Source organism: Marinobacterium lacunae, assembly GCF_000705555.1.
Taxonomy (GTDB): Bacteria; Pseudomonadota; Gammaproteobacteria; order Pseudomonadales; family Balneatricaceae; genus Marinobacterium_D; species Marinobacterium_D lacunae.
On sequence record NZ_JMQN01000040.1, the window covers coordinates 113,015 to 134,277 of the forward strand.

Consider the following 21,263-nt stretch of genomic DNA (forward strand, 5'->3'; position numbering starts at 1 on the left):
AATGGGTTCCTGCCTGAAACTCATAACAACTCTTACGATCGGCCCGGCACCCTTCCCGCATATCAAACTGCGGGGCAGGTGCCGCGCCGATCGAGTCCCGGTGGAATCAGAACGGATAGTGCTGGTGAGGGTCTTCGATGGTGATCCAGCGCAGATCGGTGAATTCGGCAATCGCTGCCTTGCCGCCAAAGCGGCCGTAACCGGATGCCTTGACTCCGCCGAAGGGCATCTGCGGCTCGTCGCTCACCGTCGCTCCATTGATGTGGCAGATACCCGATTCGATCCGCTCGGCCACTCGCATGGCGCGCTGCAGGTCGCGGCTGAACACCGCGGCTGACAAACCGTACTCGGTATCGTTGGCTACGCGGATCGCCTCCTCCTCCCCGCTCACGCGGATCACCGGTTTCACCGGACCGAAGGATTCCTCCTCATAGATCGTCATGCCGGGTTTGACGTGGTCGACCAGGGTAGCCTGAACAATGGCGCCATCGCGCTTGCCGCCGGCCAGGATCCGCGCCCCCTTGGAGGTGGCATCCGCCATGATCCGCTCCATCTTCTCTGCCGCCTGGAAGGTGATCAGCGAACCGAGCACCACCTGTTCACGCGGATTGCCGGCAGGAAGGGCCGCGGCACGGGCGGCCAGCTTTTCGACGAACTCGTCGGCAACCTTCTCATCGACGATAAGCCGCTCCGTCGACATGCAGATCTGGCCCTGGTTCATGAACGCGCCGAAGATCGCAGCATTGACCGCGCCATCGATATCGGCGTCGTCTAGCACGATCAACGGCGCCTTGCCACCAAGCTCGAGCAACGCCGGTTTCAGATGCTCGCCGGCCAGTCGGCCGATGATCCTGCCGACCTGCGAAGAGCCGGTGAAATTGACATGCCGGATCTGCGGATGCGCGACCAGCCGCTCCACGATCGTCGCGGCATCCTCCGGCGCATTGGTGATGACATTAAGCACACCCTTGGGCAGCCCTGCGTCGACCAAGCACTGGCCGATCAGACGGTGGGTGGCCGGACACATCTCCGAAGCCTTCAGCACCACCGTATTGCCACAGGCGATCGGCATCGCCACGGCGCGGGTGCCGAGGATCACCGGCGCATTCCACGGCGCGATACCGAGGCAGACGCCCTTGGGTTTGTAAACGCCCATGGCTAGCGTATTCGGCTTGTTGGACGGGATCACCTCGCCACCGATCTGTGTGGTCATGGCCGCTGCCTCACGGATCACGCCCGCGGCCAGCATCACGTTGAACCCGGCCCAGCCGGCGGTAGCGCCGGTCTCGGCGATCATCGCGGCGGTAAACTCCTCGGCCTTGGACTCCATGATCTCGGCCGCCTTCATCAACAGCGCACGCCGCTCGCCGGGACCGGTCTTCGACCAGGATTTGAACGCACGGGCGGCGGATTCGACGGCGTCATTGACGTCCTCCAGCTCCGCCGCGGCAGCGGTTGTCGCCACCTCGCCGGTCACAGGGTCCAGACGGTCATAGGTGCGGCCCCGTGCCGCCTGTCTCGCTTCACCGTCGACAATCAGGTTGATATTCATCGTTCTCTCCTCTTAAAAATGACACATCCTCTCCAGCCGGCGCCCTCAGTCTTTGTCGCGCGTATAGATCGGCACTTCGGTGGCATAGATGAAAAAGGATTGCTCAGGTCGGTAAAAGGCGGTGTCTGCTTCAGCGTTGATCTCAAGCAGCGCACGCTCGTAGGCGCGGAAGGCACCGATGACCGCGGCATTGTCGTACCAGAGGCCGGCGACGCCTTCATATATCGGCAGATCCTTGCCGCCGAAGTAGGCGAGCATTTTGTTGAACTCGGGCAGTTGCCGGTTGTGCACACAACGCCGCAGACTTCCCGCCACCTCGGGCGCCGCCAACGCCATCTCATGCGCCCGGGCCCAGCGGGTGAAAAACGTCTCCAGGTCGAGCCCTTCCGCGGCCCGCAGAAAATGCATCACTTTCGCGCCGCAACCAACGGCAGGCTGCACTACCGGTTGTTCGTGTTCTGCCACCACCAGACTCAGCGCAGCGCTCTGGTCGCTGAAATTGCGTCCATCCGGGCCGACCTTGGTACGCACATACTCGTTTGAAAACGTTGCCTGCATATCGCCCGCGTTGTCCCAGCAGAGCTCGGTTATGACATCGCGCGCAACCGCCATCGAGTGCGAGACTTCGGCGCCAGTACCGAACGCGCTGTCGAACACATGGTTTTGCCGGTAGATTTTCAGGGTCAGCGGGTTATCCAGCGTCAGCCCCCCGTGAACATGCTGCATGTAACTGAGACACTCAGCATGCGTCATCCCGGGACGCCTGCATACGGCGGCGATCATTTTGATCATTTACAACTCCTGTCTAACGAATACCAATCTTTTCCGGTGATGTTTCATCACGCAGGCAGGCGCTCAGCATGAAAACCCGCCGCCTCGATGCCGACAATGGCGCAGCGCTCGTCGTTATCGCCAAGATCGCCGGATATCCCGACCGCACCGACCACCTCACCGGAATCGTCCCGGATAAGTACACCGCCCGGAGACGCAACGAGGCGACCGCCGCTCGCGGTGGCGAGCATCGAGAAAAAGGTCGGCAGATCCTTCGCGCGCGTGGCAAGTTCCCGCGAGCCGAAGCCCATGCCGATAGAGCCCCAGGCCTTGCCGAAGGCGATGTCGAACCGCAGGATACCGGCGCCATCCTCCCGTTTATAGGCGACCAGATGGCCCCCGGCATCGAGCACGGCGACCGCGAGCGGCGCGAGGTTATTCGCCCGCCCCTCAGCCAGGGCCGCATCGACGATTGCCGATGCCCGTGATAGTAAGAGCATACTCATGCTGATATCTCCATTTATGAACCTGTATGTTTGCTTGCCTGACACGGCGGTTATAGACGTTTTGCCGGGACCTCCCGCGTCAAACGAACATCGCCAGCACACCCAGATCCGTTTCCGGACGCGGAATCTTGAAGCTGATCACCTTCCAGTCCGCGGCAGCCGGACGCTCGAGACACGCCTCCAGCCAACGGTCGACGTTGGGCCATGCCGACATATCCAGCGCAGCAAGCCGCGCCAGTGTCATCACTGCGGACACGTTCAGATCGGCGACGGTGAATCGCTCTGCTACCAAATAGCGCCGCTCCGACAGGTGCTGGTTGAGCACACCCAAGGGGCGCGCCAGTTTTTTGAGGGCAATCTCGAGCTCCGCCAGGCTGCGCTTATCCTCATCGAACAGGATCAGGTTTGCAGCGGCGAGCAGCAGTGGCTTCTCGATCTCGGTGATCACCCAGTGCGTCCATTGCGTCATCAGCGCATCCTCCTCGAGATTGGCCGGAGAAAGCGGACTGTCATGCTTGCGCGCCAGGTATAGATTGATCGCCAGCGACTCAAACAGGCAGAGGCCGTCGGACTCATACGCCGGCACACGCCCGTTGGGATTGATCTTGAGAAACTCCGGTGTATGGGTACTTCCATCCGTGAAGTTGACCGGTACGTGCTCGAACTCGATGCCAAGTTCTTTCAGCATCCACGCCGTTCGATGTGCGCGTGAATACAGCGACCCATAGAGTCTGTTCATCTTCTGCTCCCAATCAGTTTTTTGTTAGTTGCCGTTACCTCGTCAATAGCTTCCCCCTGGAAAGCCGAGGTGTGACGGCCGGTCGTCACGAACGTACGAAGAGCGGTCGTTTCCGCTCAGCTCACAGGTCCAGAACCAGCCGGGCGCTCCTGGCCCTCGAACAGCACAACAGCATCCGGTCATTCCTTTCGCGTTCGGCGGTGGTCAGAAAGCTGTCGCGATGATCCGGCTCCCCCTCCAGGACACCGGTCAGGCAGGTTCCACAGATCCCCTGTTCGCACGAAACCGGGATGTCGATGCCCTTTTCCGCCAACACCGAAACGATTGACTGGTCCGGGGGGATAGCGATCAAGTCGCCGCTGCTGCCAATCTGAACATCGAACGCTCCGCCATCCACCGGCAGCGCGGCGGCGCTGAAGAACTCGCGGTGGATGCGCTGCTCCGACCAGCCGACCCTGCGGGCGGTATCGATAATGAGATCGATAAAACCCGACGGCCCACAAACGTAGAGGTGTGCATCCCCGTCGGCCCGTTCAAGAATGGACTCCGGCTGCAAGCGTTGCCGCTCATCGGCATCGTCGAAATGAAACTGCACCCGGTCGGCAAAACCCGACTGGCGAATGCGATCTGCAAACGCCGCCCGTTCGGGGCTGCGTGTGCAGTAGTGCATCTCGAAACACTGTCCGTTCTCTGCCAGCTGCTCAGCCATGCAGAGGATCGGCGTGATGCCGATGCCACCGGCAAAAAGCAGGCTCTGAGGTACATCTGGAGTCAACGGAAACAGGTTCTTCGGTTCGCTGATACGAATGACATCACCCTGTTGAACCTGCTGATGCATGGCAACCGAGCCGCCGCGGCTCTTGGGATCGAGCAGCACGGCGATCACATAGCGATGATCCTCGGCTGGCGGATTGCATAGCGAGTACTGCCGGACAAGGCCCGCACCGATCTCCACGTCAATATGTGCACCTGGTGAAAATGTCGGCAGACACTCTCCATGGAGAGACGTTAACTCGTAGCTGTAAACGCCGCTCGCCTCCAAACGCTTTGCGGACACCTGTACCTGCAACCATTTCGGTGTTGTCGTTTCAGTCCGGACAGACAGATTCACTGGCCAACCTCCGCCGCCTCTTGCTCGGCCTTTATCAGTGCATCGAGAACCCGCCGGGCACGCACCCCCGGACCGTCCACCGACAACAGCACCGGCTTCAGCTCCCAGAAATCGGCGTCGCACCCCATGGTGCGCTGTTGCGCCTCAAGCATGGGCAGGTCCTCTGTCTCGAACGGCTTTTTCAGGAACTGAATATCCGAACTCACCGCCTCTTTCGCCGCCTCACCGCCGGATTTGTGTTTACTCACTGCGAACCAGTAGTGCGTGGTCGTTTCGCTTTCCGGTGTGAACAGGTGGAAGAAATACATGGCGTTGCCGACGTTACGGGGCTCCGGGTTGCCGGTCGGCGCCCTGCCCACGATCAGTTCCATGACGCCGGGGGGCTCCCATCGCACATCGAGCCAGCGATCGAAACGCGAACCGGGTTCCACGCCGTTGCGCTTCTCCAGTTCGGGCGACAGGCGCTCATTACGTACCAGTCGCAGCGAATAGACCGTATCGCCCTCCTGCCGGACCTCCGTTTCGGCACTTTCGGAACCCGGGCTGCCCAACGTTCCGCTGTGCAGGTAGTCGATGTGGCTGAGGTCCATGATGTTGTCCACATCGAGCTGGTAGTTGGACAGCACGTGGAGATAGTCCTTGCCGACAAACCACTCGTCGGGCGCCATCCGCTCGAAGCACGGAATGAGCGTTTCATCCGCCCGCTCCGCATCACCCATCCAGATCCACAACAGGCTGTAACGTTCGGCAACGGGGTACGCGGTGACTTTTGCCGCTCTCGGGATCCTGCCGTCGCCGTGTGGATTGAGTGTGCAGTGGCCACTGCCGTCGAACCTCAGCCCATGGTAGGGACACTGCACACTGTCGCCGCACACCTGCCCCTTATGCAGGGGTGCAAACCGGTGAGGACAGCGGTCGGCCAGCGCTTTGGCGCGACCGGAGCTGTCCCGAAAGAGGACCACCGCTTCGCCCAGGAATGTCCGCGGTAGCATTTCTCCTGGCTTAACCTCCTCATCCCATGCGGCGACGTACCAGCAGTTGCGAAGGTAGTTGATCTTTTTATTCTGCATTATGCGACCTCTTTTTTTACCGTTCACTCTCGACGCGACACAGGTGCTCTACAGCACAGCTGTCAGCAGGACCGCACCGGCGGCGCGGTCCTGCTAACGTCAGGCCTTGCCTTCGGCAGCGAGTGCCGATGAGCGCACCCAGATACCATGGAAGCCTTCATGCACACGGCAGGGGAACTTGATCACCGCCAGCGGCCCCTGCTTGAGGTTACGCGCATCGAGAATCACCAGATCGGTACGGTTTTCCGCCCGTCTGCCGACCATCGTCATCAGGAAGCCGTCGCCCTCCTCCGCATCCGGGCTGCGCGGCACAAAGCAGGGCTCTTCGGGCGATGACTCCGGCCCCGCATAGTAGAGTTCGATCTCGCCGGTCTGCTCATCGAAATGCCCGAGGCAGGTGAATGGGGGACCCTTTGGACCCGGCTCGAGCATCGGCCACAATTCCGGGTTGTTGGTACCGAACCAGTAGTGGCGGGTTCGCTGCATCACGAAACGTGGATCGACCACTGGCATCTCGCCGATATGGTTGATGAATCGTTGAATATCGACCTCGTCGCTTTCACTCGCCAGGTCGACCGTCCAGCGCTCGCCAAAGGGCGGCATCTCCTGTGCGTTCGGATTGTGCAGATCCGGAAACTGACTGATCCACCCGGAATCGTTGACGAAATGATCCAATACGAGCTTGCCGCCCTCTTCCCAGGCATTGAAGCTGTGGGTTTGCATCGCCACCTTGGGCGCGGTGAACCAGCGGATACCGGACACACCCCGGTCGCGCGGGATCACGGCAACATAGGTCTTTTTAGTACCATCCCAGTGCCAATAGGATTCGCCCTTCTGCACACGCTCCCAGTCACAGACAACAGGACAGATGACGAAAGCAATGTAGTTACGCGAGACCAGGAAGTCATGAACCATCGAGCAGTAGGGTGCCCTGAACCGCTCCGTACTCGTGAACAGCCCCTCCTTGTCAATGGTGTAGATCTCGATCTCGTCGCTGGCGACACCCTCGCAATTGTAGGCAAAGGCGATGCATTCACCGGTCAGTGGATCGAACTTCGGGTGCGCCGTAAACGTTTTGCTTTTCAGTTGCCCGCCGAAGTCGCTCTCCCTCAGCGTCGACAGATCTTCGGGGTCCAGCTCGTAGGGGCGACCGGACTCCTTCAACGCATAGAGCTTACCGTGGTGCCACATCACCGAGGTATTGGCGGTATTGGCGTCCTCGCCGACCACCTCCGCAGAGTCGGTAAACGGGTTCCGGTAGGCACCGAACAGCGCCCGACGTGCCTCGCGCTCCAGTTCGAACTTGCGGGTGCGAACAAAGCGGGTGGTCAGATCGGCGTGGCCATTGCGGATGCTGACCTTGTGCACCATACCGTCGCCGTTCAGGAAGATATCCTTCCCATGCAACGGCGGGTAGGCGTGGTCGGCACTGTTGCGGAAATAGACACCGTCCAGCTCCGGGGGGATAGTGCCGATAACTTCCAGGTCATGCACATGACCTTCGATGCGCACAGGTGCGGCATAGCCGTTGAACACGATATCATTCGGAAATCTCAGCCCTGTGGGCGGTTTTACCAGGTCGTTCATTATTGCCTCCATGGACATGTTGAGAGAGTGTTGGCCTCAGGCGCCGGCCAGCACAGGCGTATCACTGTTTTTGGCAAGATCCCGCCGTACGCACAGCATCAGGCCGACCGCTATGCCGGCGATAACGGCAACCGCCCAGCCGAGGCCCTGATATCCGCCCCCCGAGACAATAACGCCGCCGAGCAGGGGGCCTAGGCAGGAGCCGAACATCATCATCGCCGGAGTCGCCGCAACCGCCCGTCCCGATGGATCGACCTTCGATACCAGACCGAACAGGAAGGTGTGCGTGAAGATAACCAGCGTTACGTATAGCGCCGTGGGCACGGCGTAAAACGGGAAGTCGACGGCGCTGGTCAACGTCAGCGCAAACAGAGCCTGAAGCAGCGGGCCGGCGATGCCGACGGCGATGGGCGACAGACGCTTTTGCAGCAGGGCCGCGAGTACGCCAGGCGCCAGGTTGATGAACCCCATCAACACCAGGATCATCTGGATCCGGTCTTCGCCGAAATCACGCGCCATACCGATGCGTTCCACATAGGAGAAGATGGTGGCCTGGCTCAGCGTCAGGCAGACAACGACGCCGTTGATCATCCAGGCCGCACGTGGAATCGGCTCACGCCGACGCTCGGCGTCGCGATCGGCTGAGCCCGCCTGGTCGTCAACCTGCGGAAAGAACAGCAGTGACACCAGGGCACCGCAGCCCATGACGATTGCAAAGGCATGAAACAGAGTCTGCCCTCCGATCTTTCCGATCATCTCGGGCAGCGTCGCGTACATGGCGATGGCCAGCATTCCCAAGGCGATATTGACGATACCGAACAGACGATGCGGGTTATCGGTCCGTCCGATACAGCCATGGGTGACCGACAACGCAGATCCTGCGCCAACCCCCGCCACGGCGTTCAGAATCAGGAAAATCTGGAAACTATCCGCAGAAACCGCCTGCCGAGAGGCGGCAAAGAAACAGAGCGCAGCAACGGCGAAGCCACCGGCGGCAATGAAACGATGCGGCAGACGGTTGAATTTCGGCGCCAGTACCATGCTGGCAAAAACAACTGCCGCAAGGAATACAGTAACGGTCAGCCCGGCCTGGGCGGACTGCAGCCGATAGTGCTGCATCAACACACCGATCCACAGCGGCAGAGCCGCCATGTCGATCATCCCGGCCATATGACCGACACTCAGAGCGGCCTTGCCACTCAAACTATTAAGCGTTGTCATGCTATCTCCTGATAATTATTGTTCTAACAGAGTGCACGGAAGCATCGACGCAGGTGACGACGTGATGCCGTCATACCCTGCGCCGACGGCACGTCACCTCTAGAAATTCCAACTCATGATCGCAGCCAGAGCCTGGTTCGAACGGTTGTCTTGCAGACCTTGGTGCCGTGTGTAGGAGAGTTCCAGGCGACTGCCCTTCTCCAGCGTCATCGAGACACCGGCACCGAGTACGGCATAGGTGCGCTCATCGACGAAGAGATCGAGATCATTGACATATTCATGCTCGATTCCGAGCAGGAGATTTGGGGAAGCGCTACCGGGTCGAATCTCTTTTTCCAGGCGCAGATGCCCCCAGAGCGTTCCGTAATCCTCCGTATCGCCGACAACACCGGAGGAAACCTCACCAAAGCTGTCGGCTGTCTCCTCGAGAAAGTTGCGCTGATACTGAACACCGAGGATCGGGTGCAGTGCCCAACCCTCCGGTGCCACGCCCAGATCCTGGTGGTGGAATGTCCCGATAACTTCGGCCTGGGTATAGAAGCGGTCATCGCCCTGGGCATGGCGAAGCTTGAGCCCCGGCCCCACCGCAACCTGAGTTGTGGTATCGCCCCAGGAGTATTCGGCGCGTGCGGCCACACCCCAACGCTCGCCGAACTTGTTCAGCAGGTCGACACGGATCCCGCCGCCGTCATGGTCTATGGAACCCGCACCTACGATTTCGAGATTGGTCTGCTCGACGAATGCACCCACACCCAGCATCGTGTTGGCACTGGGGTAACGCAGATACTGGAGATCGAATCGCATGATCTCGCCATCAAGCTCGACCCGGTTGTCGTCGCCGTTGGCGAATGTCCCGCGCAGACTGAACAGCAGGTCCGAGCGTCCGTCCGGCAACATGTGCATAAAGCTGAGCGGAACGATCACATCGGTCGTACCGTCGGCATAGCCCGTCGTCGGCGCGCCCGGAGCGGTTGCCGTACCGACCGTGGTACGTCCCTGGCCGATCCGCCACTGCACCGAACCGAATTGATCGTTCTCGAAGAATGACCGCATAAGACCTGCCTGACCCAGGTTCATCTTTGCCTGAATCGCCGGTGGCAGTTGGGGAGCTTGTGGAGAACTTGCCTGAGCGGCCGCGTGAGATGAGACCACGAGAGCGGCAGCCGTAACTGCGCAGCGCATTACTGTCATATTTCACCCTTGTTATTTTTATAGTTACTGTCAGCTTTCACCCTTGTAATAGTCGTGCTCATGGCACTGTCGCCGGGTGATAAGCGCGTCTGCATTGCGGATCACGGTTGAACCCGTATGCATCCTGATTACACCGTCATTGACGGTATGGGTAGAAATTACCGCTCGCGCTCCCACCGATGAAACAGATTGTATTTATGCCATCCAACGATAGAATTAATACCTAAGCCGAAAATTCAGGAGAGGCAGCGTGCGTCTGGACCGATTCGATTTGAACCTGCTGATCGTGCTCGACATTTTGTTGGAGGAGCGCAACGTGACGCGTGCAAGCGAACGCCTGCATATCGGCCAATCGGCCACCAGTGCAGCGCTCGGTCGACTGAGAGACTATTTCGGCGACAATCTGCTTGTCCCGGTAGGTCGGCGCATGGAACTTACGCCGCTTGCCCAAAGCCTGGCGGCGCCGGTGCGCGACACCCTGATGCGGGCTCGCGCTACGATAGCCCTGCGGCCGAACTTCGACCCGGCCACCATGTCACGCGACTTCTCTATCGCCGCCTCGGACTACATGGTGGAGGTTCTGGTTGCTCGCGCGGTGCGCAGCCTGGCAAAAAGCACCCCCGGATTGCGGCTGGATCTCTCCAGCTTGCCTAACGATCTGATGGAGGCGTTTGAAAGGGGCGCGATCGATCTGCTCTTCATACCGGAGCAGTATGCGAGCCGGCTTCAGCATCCACAGGTCGAACTTATGCGTGACGACCAGGTATGCATGATGTGCCAGGATGCCGACATCGATGAGCTGACCATGGAGCAATATCTGGACCGGGGACACATCGCCATTCGGCTGGGAGACGAGAGCAGTCTTGCATTCGAGGAATGGTTTCTACCGCGCTTCGGCCGCCAGCGCCGTATAGAGTGTACGGTGGATCATTTCAGCGCCGCCCCCCTGCTGGTCATGGGCACCGACCGCATCGTGACCCTGCACCGCCGCCTGGCGGAGCAGATGGCGCAGCGCTTTCCTGTCAAACTGCTGGAGGCACCATTCGACATGCAGCCCGTGGTCGAGGTCATGGTTTGGCCACACTATCTCGATGAAGATCCGGCGCACAAATGGCTCAGAAGCACCGTTCAGTCCATCGCCTGCTCGCTGACAGGCACAACGGAGACCGGTAGCCAGCCGAGTTAAGTTCACATCACTCAACCCGGAGTTGGTTGGATGAACTTAAAGCAACCACTCAACGGTCGGTTGCCTCACCATCCTCATCGTCACCGAACAGGTCTCGATATGCGTCTTCGATCACATCAAAAAGACCCTCCGGTACTCGGTACTGGTCGCTCCCTATGGCGACCATGTACATACGATCACGGCGGACAATGGCAGCGAGTTCGTCGAGCACAAGGCTATCGCCAAAGCGTTGGACGCGGAGTTTTACTTTGCCCATCCGTATTCGTCATGGGAGCGTGGGCTGAACGAGAATTTTAACGGCCTGCTGCGGCAGTTCATCCCGAAAGGCATGGATCTGAACCTGATCACGGATGAGGATGTACGGCGTGCCGAGAAGAGCTTAAACCTGAAACAGCGCAAGTGCCTCGGGTTCAGGCAGCCTGAAATCGTGTTCCAAGAATGCCTTCAGGCTGCATAGGCGGGTGTCGCACTTCGGAGTTGAATTCGCGTCCGGCGAACACCCCAGCAACAGCCTTTCCCTGATGATCCGATGCTGCTGGGCATCCTGTTTACCGGCTTTGACTGCGGACCGCTTTCTTCGCAACGCCATCTGATCGGCGGTATCCGCAATGTACTCTTGGGCGGCGGTGTTGCGCCGCAACTCCCGGGCGATCGTATTGTATTAATCCAGCCCAAACTGGACATCGCGCTCGACTTTAAGTCTGTTTCAGCGGTTTACGACAGCATCCATCACAGTACTTCCGTACGCCGACTTACCATTGAAATTAACTTCCACTGCGCCAACACTCTCTCTAAGTAGTTGACAGTATCATCCATGTAGGACATAGTTGACAAAATCAACCATATAGCAACGAAGTAAGATGATCGAAACACCTATAGGCGAAGCCCTACATCGCCTGCTGCATGCTTACAAGCGCGCCATGCGCGAAGCGTATCGTGACATTGGCATAGAGCTGGCGATCGCCCATATCCGGACCCTGAAGTTGATACATCACTTTCAAGCTTCGACGGGTGCTCCTTGCACGGCACAGGCGATCGCCATCCGCTTAGAGCGAGATAAGGCGCAAATTGCCCGGCTGGTAAAGGACCTTCTGAGCGCCGAGCTGATCGAGAAGCAAAGCAACCCCGATGATGGACGTAGCCAGCTCCTGACAGTGACTCATCAAGGCGAAACGATGCTAGAACGGATCCGGATGGCGGAACGACGGGCAAGCCAGCGCATGGCGGCCGGTTTAAGCAATGAAGAACTGACAACGTTCATCCGGCTGGGTGACACCATGACGGCTAACCTCGGCGAACCAGACGGGCGCCGTCAGTCCAGCAAATCAGTTCCACAGGAAAAATTATGAACAGACCCGCACCGCGCGAACTCACATTGCTTTACAAACAGCAACTGTCGCCCCATATGCTACGCCTGACTCTCGGCGGTAAAGGCATGGGCGACTTTCCCACTGATCAGGCAAGCGCCTACGTCAAACTGATGTTGCCTCGACCCGGCTCAGACCACCCCGTTGTACGCACTTACACTGTCCGTGCAGATCGCGAATCGAATAAAGGGCGCGAGATCGATATCGACTTCGTCATTCACAAAGATGCTGGCCCTGCCTCGTCCTGGGCGATGGCCTCCCAGCCTGGTGACAGCATACTGGTCGGCGGACCTGGACCGACGAAAATGGTCGACCATAGCGCCGACTGGTTCCTCTTCGTCGGCGACATGACAGCGCTACCCGCCATTAGTGCCAATCTGGAGCGCTTACCCGAAGATGCTCAGGGTCATGTGGTGATCGAAGTGATAGACGCCGACGATATCCAAACACTCAAGGCCCCAGTGAACATGGAGCTCCATTGGCTGGTTAATCCGCATCCGGGCATGTACGACTCCCTCCTGCTAGACAAGGTGCAGCAACTATCTTGGCTTAAAGGACGCCCGTCGGTCTGGTGCGCATGCGAATTTTCCAGCATGCGCGCATTGCGGGATCACTTTCGCCCCCATCCCGATTTGACGCGCGACAACCTATATATTTCCAGCTATTGGAAGCTTGGCATGAAAGAGGAGGAGCATAAGGCAATAAAGCAGGCAGAGGCTTGCTAGAAACTCTTTTGGGGGCGACAACCCATACCGCCCATTTTTATACGCCACGGCACTCGTGAAGCAGCTGATTTCGACGCACAGGCTCCGGCGCTGTTTCGCTGCGCTCTACTCGAACCCTGTCGAGGGTTCTCACCCTCCCTGGGCTAGATCGGTAGAACCCCAGGAAGATCTGATCTGTCATGAAGTCTACATTGCCGCACTCGCAGCAGATCTTCTTGTGTCCTTAGAAGATGACCTGTTCCGCACCTCACCAAACGTCCGAGCGCTTACATCGGCAGAGCGCTGCATAGTCCAAGCCCTCCCCCATGTTCATCGTGACGAATGGCTTGGAGAGCTTGCGGAATCTGAGCGAGAGCACATCCTGTCACAAGTGGACCTGATCGGCGGCTATCCGTTTAATCCGATACTGGCACAGGAGGCCGAAGAGGACAGCTACTCCTATGCGTATGACCCTGAGTCCTTCGACGAGCCTACAGCGTGAGCAAGCGCCCAGTGCTGGAAGAGAGAACCTTCAAGCTCCCGCGACGAGCATACAAGGAGCTGTGTAGAGCGGCTGCGTATCACCGGATGACTCCGAGCGTTTACGTTGAGTGCTTGGCGCTGAAGTGGCCCTTAGAGCAGAGCGAGAGAGAAGCGAAAGGCTGACTTGACGAGGCCCTGTGTCGGACTAAACGGCATAGGGCTGTAATCGCTTGTAAGGGAATCTTTGAGTGCTGATTCGGTGTCAACATCGGTGTCAACATTGCGTCGACTTTGTCACCGTAACTCATTGAAAAACAAGGAAAATTATAGGATGGCGGTCAGGGAGGGATTCGAACCCTCGATGCCTTTCGACATACACACTTTCCAGGCGTGCTCCTTCGGCCACTCGGACACCTGACCACTCTACACTTGAATCCGGCAATACAGGTCACCGTCTCAAGTGGGTGCGCATTCTATCAGACTGATTTGAAAGAACAAGCCCGGACTGACAACTTTCACTCAGGTTATGAATTCACAGTATCTACCACCCTGCTCCAGACCCCGCGATATCAGGCGCGTGGTTCGATTTAAGCTGACTACAGGCTCGAAAAAATCGTACACCAAGCGCCGCTTTCCCCCTGAGCTATTTCAACCGAACTGGTATAGTAGCGCGCTGAGTTTCTTGTCATATTCCGGGAGTGGATAGATGTTACTGGCAATTCTTGCCGTGATTGCGGGTTTGGCGCTTTTGGTCTGGAGCGCCGATCGTTTTGTCGATGGCGCTGCAGCAACCGCGCGTCATCTGGGCATGCCGACGCTGCTGATCGGCATGGTGATTATCGGATTCGGCACCTCGGCGCCGGAGATGGTCGTGTCGGCACTGGCCTCTGCCCAAGGCAACCCGGGCCTGGCATTGGGTAACGGCTATGGTTCCAACATAACCAATATCGCGTTGATTCTGGGTATCACCGCGCTGCTATGCCCTATCGCGGTACACTCCCAGATTCTGCGCAAGGAGCTGCCGATTCTCGCCGGCGTCACCCTGCTATCCGGTTATCAACTGCTCGACGGCCACATCTCCAGACTGGACGCTGCAGTACTGCTGCTGGTTTTCTTCGCCACCATGGGCTGGTCGATCTGGCTTGGCTTGAAACAGCGTGGCGATGCGCTGGGCGATGACTTTGCCCATGAGCTGGAGGATGGGCTGATGCCGTTGAAGATCGCCCTGCTCTGGCTGGTTGGCGGCCTGATCCTGCTGGTAGCCAGTTCACGCATCCTGGTCTGGGGTGCGGTGGAGATCGCCACCGCGCTCGGCGTCAGCGACCTGATCATCGGCCTCACCGTGGTGGCGATCGGCACCTCGTTGCCGGAGCTGGCCTCCTCCATCGTGGCCGTACGCAAAAACGAGCACGACCTGGCGCTGGGCAACGTGATCGGCTCCAACCTGTTCAACACTCTGGCCGTGATCGGCATCGCCGGTGCCATCCAACCGATGGCGGTCGAGCCCGAGGTGCTGTATCGCGACTGGATGGTGATGGCGGCGTTGACCTTCTCGCTGTTCATCCTCGGCTACGGCATCCGCAAGGCCGGCCATATCAACCGGCTTGAGGGCGGGATACTGACCCTGGTCTATGCGAGCTATGCCGGTTATCTTGTGTATACCGTCGTCAGCACGGTAACCGGCTGAAGAGACCAACAGGATGATGAGAGCATTTTCGATCGCCGACGGGCGTCTGAGCGAGTGCGAGCTGGAACACCACAATGCCGCGGAGACGCTGCGTGAGGTGGGCTGGATCGACCTGCAGGAGCCCAGCAGCGAGGAGCGCTGGCTGATCGAATCGCTCTATCCGGAGAGCCTGCCGGAGGCGCATGAGGTAGAGGAGATCGAATCCAGCTCGCGCTACTTTATCGAGGGGCAGGATATTCATGTCCACTCGCTGTTTCTCTATCAGTCCGAGGGGCGCCACCACACCTCGACCGTTGCCTTCACGCTGAAGCCGGACCGCCTGCTCAGCATCCGTGACGTGGAGCTGGCGGACTTTCGCTTGATGCGCCTGCGTGTCCGCAGAGGCTGGGTCGAAGCGGCAACACCACTGCAGGTGTTGACCACGCTGTTCGATCAGAAGGTGGACAACCTGGCCGACCAGCTCGAGGACCTGCACCGAAACCTGGAGAGCGTCAGCTCACTGGTATTGGAGAACCGGGTCAGCGGCGAGATGGAGGAGTCTCTGGACAAGCTCGCGCGGCTGGAGGACAGTAACGGCAAGATGCGTCTGGTGTTGATGGATACCCAGCGCTCGATATCCTTCCTGTTAAGGCACATTCGCCAGAACCCGGAAGAGCAGGAAAGCTGCCGCGAGATTCTGCGCGACCTGGATACCCTGATGTCCCACGCCACCTTCATGTTCGAGAAGATCAACTTCCTGATGGACGCGGCGCTGGGCTTTATCAATATCCAGCAGAACCAGATTATCAAGACCTTCTCCATCGCCGCAGTGGTGTTCCTGCCGCCAACGCTTGTAGCCAGCATCTATGGCATGAACTTCGAACAGATGCCCGAACTCAAGTGGATGCTGGGGTATCCCTGGGCGCTGGGCCTGATGGTGTTATCCGGCATCGCACCTTACTGGTATTTCAAACGCAAAGGGTGGCTCTAAGCCACCCTTTTGCTTCTGCCGATTTTGCGGCGGCTACTCGTCTTCGATCCCTTTTAGCATGCGACGAATATACAGCCAGAGCACCAACGCAATCAGCGGCACCAAGCCACTTAGAATATACAACGCGGTATCGAGCATATGCTCGACCTGAATGGTGTTTCTCAGTGAGCGCTCGATCAGGTCAAAGGCATAATAGGTAACGACGATGACGGTGAAACTTTCCAACTTGGCCTGCAAGCGTAACTGAGAACGTGCCCGGCCACTGAGCGTGGTTAACAGATCGCGCATCTGCTGTTCTGTCGACAGATCCACCTGCGAACGGATCATCTGACTGGTCCGGGCGATACGCTTTGAGAGCTTCTCGATCCTCAAACCGGCTGACTGACAGGTCAGGCGCGCAGGATCGGCCCGTCGCTCCATGAACTGGGCAATGGTCTGCAAACCTTCGATACGGGTTTCACGGAGCTCTTCTATCCGCTTATCAAGCAGCGCGAAATAAGCTTCGGTCGCGGAAAAACGGTTGGCCGTGGTGGCGGCCAGCGCCTCCACGCTGGACGCAAGACTGGTTAGTTCATCGAGCAGGTCTGCCGCAGGTTCCGTTGACATCCGCGCACTCAAGCGCGCCAGTGTCTGATCCAGGTGGGTAATGCGCGGCATAGCCCGTAACGCTTCAGGCAACGCGAGCAGTGCCATATGGCGGTATACCTCGATCTCACAGAGCCGCTGTAGCAGTCTCCCGCGCTGATAAGAAGCCAGAGACATATCCTGGACCAGGATGCGCGTCAGGCCACTGTCACGGCGGTGATGAAAATCTGTCCAGACCTTTGCATACCCCCCCATCAACTCAGAGCCGACAATCTGATGATCGAACTGGCTGCGCACCCAGGTATCCACATTCTCGACGTCAGAGGAGCATATCACCTCACAACCACACAGAAAGGCGCCCTGAAGACTGGCGATGCGTGACTGAAATCCCGAGGGCAATTCGGTGCTACCAAAACGGTAGGCGGTAAGTGTGTAAAACTCGTTATGCGCTTCAAAACGCAATGCACAGGCATCGTTTCGACAGAAAAAGAAGGATGAGAGCGGCGCGTCGAACAACCCCATCTCGTGAGCGATATTCACCACCTCGCGTTGCACATCGCTGAGCTTTGTCTGCTCATCGATGACCACGCCGATATGGATCAGCGAAAGCGGCGAATAGAGTTTCTGAAAAGGTCTGGCATGTACTTCACTAATCACCTGCTGGCGTAACGGGTGAGTCCTCATGACGGGCTTGTTCCTCTGGAAGCCTTAGACTTTAGTCGCATAATGCCCTAAATCAAGCAGCTCTGTCTCTACCTGAGAAGCCGGTATCGGCGGCAAGTAGAAATATCCCTGACCGAGGGTACATCCGGCCTCAGCCATGAAGCGTCGTTGCTCATCGGACTCGATGCCCTCAGCAACAGTCGATAACCCAAGATGCGAGGCCATGTCGATAATCGATTTCACGATCGCTTCATCATGATCGTTACCCGGTACCCCATCGGTAAAGACCTTGTCGATCTTCAGCGTGTCCAGCGGCAGCTTTTTCAGATAAGCCAACGAGGAGTATCCGGTGCCGAAGTCATCCAGCGCCACGCTGATGCCAAGCTTGCGTAACGCGCACAGCAGTCCCGCACTGGCATCGGGGTCCTGCATCAGCAGACTTTCGGTAATCTCAAGTTCAATCCGGGATGGATCAACCCCCGTTTGATCCAGTATCCGACGCACCTGTTCGGGCAATCCCTCATTGAACTGCAAAGCCGACAGGTTAATCGCCATGCAAAGCCCTGCGCTATATCGCTCCTCCCAGACCCGCTGCTGTCGACAGGCTTCCTCCAGTACCCAACCACCGATGCGCTGAATCAGTCCGGTTTCCTCGGCCAGCGGTATGAAGTGATCGGGGCGAACCTGGCCGATCCCCGGTCGGTTCCAGCGGATTAGCGCCTCAAATCCCACCAGCCCCCCCTGCTCCAGATCCCACTGGGGTTGGTAGTAGAGCTCAAGCTCACCTCTGGGCAGCGCTTCGCGAAGCGCGTTTTCCAGCGTCAGGCGTTCATGTACCTGTCGGTTCATATCCTCGGTGTAGAACTGATACCCATCCCGACCATTAGCCTTGGCATGGTAAAGTGCGGTATCTGCATTCCGGCACAGCTGAGGAAAATCGAGTCCATCGTAGGGGTACACTGCAATACCGATGCTGGCGGTCACCGCCAATTCGCAACCTTCAATATCTGTACGTTTTGACAACACACGCTGTAAACGCCCCGCCATTTCGGCCAAGGACTCGGCGGTGCCATAATCTGAGAGCAATATCACGAATTCATCGCCACCAATGCGGCTAACGGTGTCAGTTGGGCGTACAGAATAGGCAATACGACGCGCGGCAACCTTAAGCAGCGCATCCCCTGCCTCATGGCCCAGGGAGTCGTTGACGTTCTTGAAGCGGTCGAGATCGATGAACATGACAGCCAGCTGCTCTCCCTTGCGCTTACAGGCAGCCAGCTGCTGTTCGGCACGGTCACTGAGCAGTTGACGGTTGGGCAGATTGGTCAGCGAATCATACTCCTTGAGCTGCCTCAGCTGTGCTTCCTGCTGTTTGCGCTCGGAGATATCCTCAAGGGTCATTACCAGATTGACGCTGTCGTTTTCTACATTCTGAGCCAACGTCATCGACATCCAGGCCGGGAACCGATAGCCATCCTTGTGCCGGTTCTGCACTTCGCCCTCCCAGAAGCCCTCGGTCTCCAATTTTGCCCTAAGCTCGTCAAAACCGGGGCCGTCCACACCCTCAAAAAGGGTTGCAGCCGTACCACCCTCTAAATCAGCCAGATCATAACCGGTCAGGAACGTAAAAGCAGAGTTGACCTTCAATACCCGATCAAAACCATCTGCTACCAGCATCCCCTCATTTGAGGCTTCAAACACCTTGGCAGCTATACCGAGCTGGGTGGCATTTTCCTGTAGCGCCTCCTGTTGGCTCTTGATATTGCCTTGATAAGCGCCAAACAGTCCGGAGAGCCAGCGCGATAGCACATAGGCCAACACGAACCCGACAAACGCTACCAACCCCAACAGGGGAATAGCAGCTAATACCTGCTTATGCAGGTCTTCCCGATAGATCTGACGTTGTGCCGCAATCGATTCATTCCAGCTGGACCGATAGGTACCTACGATCAGAACCCAATCAAGCTCCGGCACGCTGCGTACCAGCGATAACTTGGCTTCCTTCAGCGTGCTGCCCGGCTTAAACCATTTGTAGCGCGCAAAGTTCCCTTCGGCGCTTGTCTGCGCCAGAATGTTCTGCACCGCCTCGCCATAGGCTGGGTCCATCTCGGAAAAATGCTTGCCCTCAAGCTCGGGTAAACCCGGACTCAGTAATAACCTGCCCTCAGCGGTCAAAACCGCAAAATACCCGCCGTCACCAAAGCGCCTATTGGCCAGACGCTCAAGTGCACGCTCTTTCAGCTGATCTTCGAAGTGAAAAACATAGTCGCCAGTACCAATCACCCACCCAAGCGGTTCGAACAAGCGCGCGTAAACGACTTTCTCCTTCATCTCGTCTGGATAGCCCGGCACGTACCAGCGATAACGCGCATAACCTCCCGCCGCGTTTTCAAGCGCCACTTTGATAGTGTCCCTGGCGGTATAGGTGCCCCGGTCATCAACGCTATCCCAGAACGAGCGCCCCTCCATATCAGGGCTGGGCGGAAGCAATATCATCTCGCCCTGCGTATCACCTATAAAGTAATACCCTCGCCCATCAAAAAAACGGATATCGCGCAGTGCCTCTTTTATCAGGCCCGCCACCGAACGTTTACTCTCGCCCTTGAGAAGATGTTCCTGTTGATAAATGGTATCGGCAATCTGCCAAGCCTGATTGACCTGATCTCTGGCCCCGTCCATCAGCAGCCGTTCGGCCTGTCCGTAAATAAAGCGGATCTCGGACACTGCCGAGTCCATCTCACTCTTCAGCGCTGTGCGCTGCTGCTGTTCGATATCGGATTCAATCTCGGACAGGCGTTTGAGGTTGTCGTAATAGGCACTGCCCAGAGTAAAGGCGATCGTGACCAGAGCCATGACGGTAACAGTAAGCGTCAACCCCCAGGTTTGGTAACGAATATATTTGGGCGCGTCGATATTCATACGCATGGGCTGTCCTTTTACTGTGGCTCGCTCACCACACCTACTGCTACTGTTCAGCAATCCATGTCCGGCTTACAGAATCCCGTAACGCCTAAACGCCTAAACGCCTAAACGCCTAAACACTAAAACCTGAGATCAATCTAGCATGTTATGTGTCGTCTGATGATGCCACAACTCAAGACTTATACATCGGTCTTTGCGCATAAAACCCTAGAGGATACCCGCCATTGTTGTGGCAAACATGACAAAACCACGCTGCCACTGCATTGTAGTACGACATCAAAAAAATCTACCCACCTGATTTTAAAGTACTTTTAAGAACAGTATTGGAAGGCGAGATTCTTGCTTTATCACCTCATATTTTGAATGAGGACGATGACGATGCTGTTGAATACCTATGATGATCAGGCTTTGCTCTTCAACACCAACTTTATTGAGAAAACCAGCAGTGGCGGAGTCGCCTATCGTGGCGAATTGGTTGTACAGGAGGGGGAGATTGCAGATGCCCAGGGGCGCCGCAAGCCACCCGTATCGTTATTGCTAGGCGCGGTGCTGCTGGAAGAGAATGAGCAGATTACCCTGATGGTTGGCCTTCTCAACGAACTGGCGACGCTGGAGCCGCTGCTGGAAAAGTACGGTAAGGATCTGGCCGACAACCTTTGCGCCATGATTTTCGCGCGCAATATCGACACGCCACTGATTCTCGATGCGCTTGGCAAACGCTTTTTTCTGATTCCGCTGGACGAGGGTATACCGTGGAATGCGGCGATTGACGAGCTGGCGCTGGAAAAGAGTGATTTCAAAGGCCAGTCTGCCGGCGACAAGCTGGTGACGCTGTACAACGAGATGAAAGGCTACAAAGCCAAGGGCGATCAGGTCAGTCTTGAGGAAGCGCTGGAACGCACCGTCGAGGTGAAACTTACAGCCCGCGGCCCGGTTTAACCGACTTTA

Annotated in this window: 19 protein-coding genes, 1 tRNA gene and 1 pseudogene; 9 read left to right on the forward strand and 12 right to left on the reverse strand. The window is 57.7% G+C overall.

Annotated elements, in window-relative coordinates:
• Positions 1–106: 106 nt before the first annotated feature.
• The 9 genes from ADIMK_RS13095 to ADIMK_RS13135 all read right to left on the reverse strand — a co-directional run bounded on the left by ADIMK_RS13095 (position 107) and on the right by ADIMK_RS13135 (position 9,748).
• Entirely contained in the window at positions 107–1,552 is a 1,446-nt protein-coding gene (locus ADIMK_RS13095) for an aldehyde dehydrogenase (RefSeq protein ID WP_036188932.1), read from the reverse strand.
• Positions 1,553–1,597: 45 nt separating this feature from the next.
• A complete protein-coding gene (locus ADIMK_RS13100; protein ID WP_036188933.1) occupies positions 1,598–2,344 on the reverse strand; it encodes an EthD domain-containing protein in 747 nt (248 codons plus the stop codon).
• Positions 2,345–2,391: 47 nt separating this feature from the next.
• On the reverse strand, positions 2,392–2,829 hold the full coding sequence (locus ADIMK_RS13105) for a GlcG/HbpS family heme-binding protein (protein WP_036188934.1): 438 nt from the start codon (positions 2,827–2,829) through the stop codon (positions 2,392–2,394).
• 79 nt (positions 2,830–2,908) lie between these two features.
• Positions 2,909–3,568 (reverse strand): glutathione S-transferase family protein, encoded by a 660-nt coding sequence (locus ADIMK_RS13110; protein ID WP_036188935.1) that lies wholly within the window; start codon positions 3,566–3,568, stop codon positions 2,909–2,911.
• Between the two features lie 121 nt (positions 3,569–3,689).
• A complete protein-coding gene (locus ADIMK_RS13115; RefSeq protein WP_231517054.1) occupies positions 3,690–4,679 on the reverse strand; it encodes a PDR/VanB family oxidoreductase in 990 nt (329 codons plus the stop codon).
• On the reverse strand, positions 4,676–5,749 hold the full coding sequence (locus ADIMK_RS13120) for an aromatic ring-hydroxylating dioxygenase subunit alpha (RefSeq protein WP_197027536.1): 1,074 nt from the start codon (positions 5,747–5,749) through the stop codon (positions 4,676–4,678). Before ADIMK_RS13120 ends, ADIMK_RS13115 begins: the two co-directional genes overlap by 4 nt.
• Positions 5,750–5,848: 99 nt before the next feature.
• Positions 5,849–7,336, reverse strand: coding sequence for a carotenoid oxygenase family protein (locus ADIMK_RS13125; protein WP_051692933.1), 1,488 nt, complete (start codon positions 7,334–7,336; stop codon positions 5,849–5,851).
• Between the two features lie 36 nt (positions 7,337–7,372).
• Positions 7,373–8,557, reverse strand: coding sequence for an MFS transporter (locus ADIMK_RS13130; protein WP_051692934.1), 1,185 nt, complete (start codon positions 8,555–8,557; stop codon positions 7,373–7,375).
• Positions 8,558–8,656: 99 nt separating this feature from the next.
• The gene (locus ADIMK_RS13135) at positions 8,657–9,748 is read right to left on the reverse strand and encodes an autotransporter domain-containing protein (RefSeq protein ID WP_156042915.1); all 1,092 of its coding nucleotides are present in this window, start codon (positions 9,746–9,748) and stop codon (positions 8,657–8,659) included.
• A 250-nt stretch (positions 9,749–9,998) separates the two neighbouring features.
• On the opposite strand from ADIMK_RS13135, the gene ADIMK_RS13140 reads away from it, so the two are divergent.
• The 6 genes and pseudogenes from ADIMK_RS13140 (at position 9,999) to ADIMK_RS21980 (ending at position 13,507) form a co-directional block, all read left to right on the forward strand.
• A complete protein-coding gene (locus tag ADIMK_RS13140; protein WP_036188937.1) occupies positions 9,999–10,934 on the forward strand; it encodes a LysR family transcriptional regulator in 936 nt (311 codons plus the stop codon).
• A 151-nt stretch (positions 10,935–11,085) separates the two neighbouring features.
• A pseudogene (locus ADIMK_RS13145) lies at positions 11,086–11,391 on the forward strand (IS30 family transposase); the annotation flags it as partial.
• Between the two features lie 72 nt (positions 11,392–11,463).
• Positions 11,464–11,733, forward strand: coding sequence for a hypothetical protein (locus ADIMK_RS13150; RefSeq protein WP_036188942.1), 270 nt, complete (start codon positions 11,464–11,466; stop codon positions 11,731–11,733).
• A 61-nt stretch (positions 11,734–11,794) separates the two neighbouring features.
• On the forward strand, positions 11,795–12,283 hold the full coding sequence (locus ADIMK_RS13155; protein WP_051692935.1) for a MarR family winged helix-turn-helix transcriptional regulator: 489 nt from the start codon (positions 11,795–11,797) through the stop codon (positions 12,281–12,283).
• Positions 12,280–13,026, forward strand: a complete 747-nt coding sequence (locus ADIMK_RS13160) for a siderophore-interacting protein (RefSeq protein ID WP_036188944.1) — start codon at positions 12,280–12,282, stop codon at positions 13,024–13,026. Before ADIMK_RS13155 ends, ADIMK_RS13160 begins: the two co-directional genes overlap by 4 nt.
• Before the next feature lie 217 nt (positions 13,027–13,243).
• Positions 13,244–13,507 (forward strand): hypothetical protein, encoded by a 264-nt coding sequence (locus ADIMK_RS21980; RefSeq protein WP_156042917.1) that lies wholly within the window; start codon positions 13,244–13,246, stop codon positions 13,505–13,507.
• Between the two features lie 313 nt (positions 13,508–13,820).
• On the opposite strand, the gene ADIMK_RS13170 is transcribed toward ADIMK_RS21980, so the two are convergent.
• Positions 13,821–13,908 (reverse strand) — tRNA-Ser (locus ADIMK_RS13170).
• A gap of 286 nt (positions 13,909–14,194) precedes the next feature.
• On the opposite strand from ADIMK_RS13170, the gene ADIMK_RS13175 reads away from it, so the two are divergent.
• Positions 14,195–15,175: a calcium/sodium antiporter gene (locus ADIMK_RS13175; RefSeq protein ID WP_036188949.1), complete on the forward strand. Its 981-nt coding sequence runs from the start codon at positions 14,195–14,197 to the stop codon at positions 15,173–15,175.
• A 13-nt stretch (positions 15,176–15,188) separates the two neighbouring features.
• The gene (gene corA, locus ADIMK_RS13180; RefSeq protein ID WP_036188952.1) at positions 15,189–16,145 is read left to right on the forward strand and encodes a magnesium/cobalt transporter CorA; all 957 of its coding nucleotides are present in this window, start codon (positions 15,189–15,191) and stop codon (positions 16,143–16,145) included.
• Positions 16,146–16,178: 33 nt separating this feature from the next.
• Here the strand turns inward: corA and ADIMK_RS13185 are convergent, their stop codons facing one another.
• Together ADIMK_RS13185 and ADIMK_RS13190 are read right to left on the reverse strand one after the other, a co-directional pair.
• A complete protein-coding gene (locus ADIMK_RS13185; protein ID WP_036188955.1) occupies positions 16,179–17,414 on the reverse strand; it encodes a DUF3422 domain-containing protein in 1,236 nt (411 codons plus the stop codon).
• A gap of 24 nt (positions 17,415–17,438) precedes the next feature.
• Positions 17,439–20,318 (reverse strand): bifunctional diguanylate cyclase/phosphodiesterase, encoded by a 2,880-nt coding sequence (locus tag ADIMK_RS13190; protein ID WP_036188957.1) that lies wholly within the window; start codon positions 20,316–20,318, stop codon positions 17,439–17,441.
• A 375-nt stretch (positions 20,319–20,693) separates the two neighbouring features.
• Between ADIMK_RS13190 and ADIMK_RS13195 the strand changes: the two genes are divergently transcribed.
• Positions 20,694–21,254: a hypothetical protein gene (locus ADIMK_RS13195; protein ID WP_036189497.1), complete on the forward strand. Its 561-nt coding sequence runs from the start codon at positions 20,694–20,696 to the stop codon at positions 21,252–21,254.
• Positions 21,255–21,263 lie beyond the last annotated feature (9 nt).

Coding starts and splice junctions, on each gene's coding strand:
- ADIMK_RS13095 (WP_036188932.1), bottom strand. CDS start 1,552: ATGAATATCAACCTGATTGTCGACGGTGAAGCGAGACAGGCGGCACGG.
- ADIMK_RS13100 (WP_036188933.1), bottom strand. CDS start 2,344: ATGATCAAAATGATCGCCGCCGTATGCAGGCGTCCCGGGATGACGCAT.
- ADIMK_RS13105 (WP_036188934.1), bottom strand. CDS start 2,829: ATGAGTATGCTCTTACTATCACGGGCATCGGCAATCGTCGATGCGGCC.
- ADIMK_RS13110 (WP_036188935.1), bottom strand. CDS start 3,568: ATGAACAGACTCTATGGGTCGCTGTATTCACGCGCACATCGAACGGCG.
- ADIMK_RS13120 (WP_197027536.1), bottom strand. CDS start 5,749: ATGCAGAATAAAAAGATCAACTACCTTCGCAACTGCTGGTACGTCGCC.
- ADIMK_RS13125 (WP_051692933.1), bottom strand. CDS start 7,336: ATGAACGACCTGGTAAAACCGCCCACAGGGCTGAGATTTCCGAATGAT.
- ADIMK_RS13130 (WP_051692934.1), bottom strand. CDS start 8,557: ATGACAACGCTTAATAGTTTGAGTGGCAAGGCCGCTCTGAGTGTCGGT.
- ADIMK_RS13135 (WP_156042915.1), bottom strand. CDS start 9,748: ATGACAGTAATGCGCTGCGCAGTTACGGCTGCCGCTCTCGTGGTCTCA.
- ADIMK_RS13150 (WP_036188942.1), top strand. CDS start 11,464: ATGCTGCTGGGCATCCTGTTTACCGGCTTTGACTGCGGACCGCTTTCT.
- ADIMK_RS13155 (WP_051692935.1), top strand. CDS start 11,795: ATGATCGAAACACCTATAGGCGAAGCCCTACATCGCCTGCTGCATGCT.
- ADIMK_RS13160 (WP_036188944.1), top strand. CDS start 12,280: ATGAACAGACCCGCACCGCGCGAACTCACATTGCTTTACAAACAGCAA.
- ADIMK_RS13175 (WP_036188949.1), top strand. CDS start 14,195: ATGTTACTGGCAATTCTTGCCGTGATTGCGGGTTTGGCGCTTTTGGTC.
- corA (WP_036188952.1), top strand. CDS start 15,189: ATGATGAGAGCATTTTCGATCGCCGACGGGCGTCTGAGCGAGTGCGAG.
- ADIMK_RS13185 (WP_036188955.1), bottom strand. CDS start 17,414: ATGAGGACTCACCCGTTACGCCAGCAGGTGATTAGTGAAGTACATGCC.
- ADIMK_RS13190 (WP_036188957.1), bottom strand. CDS start 20,318: ATGCGTATGAATATCGACGCGCCCAAATATATTCGTTACCAAACCTGG.
- ADIMK_RS13195 (WP_036189497.1), top strand. CDS start 20,694: ATGCTGTTGAATACCTATGATGATCAGGCTTTGCTCTTCAACACCAAC.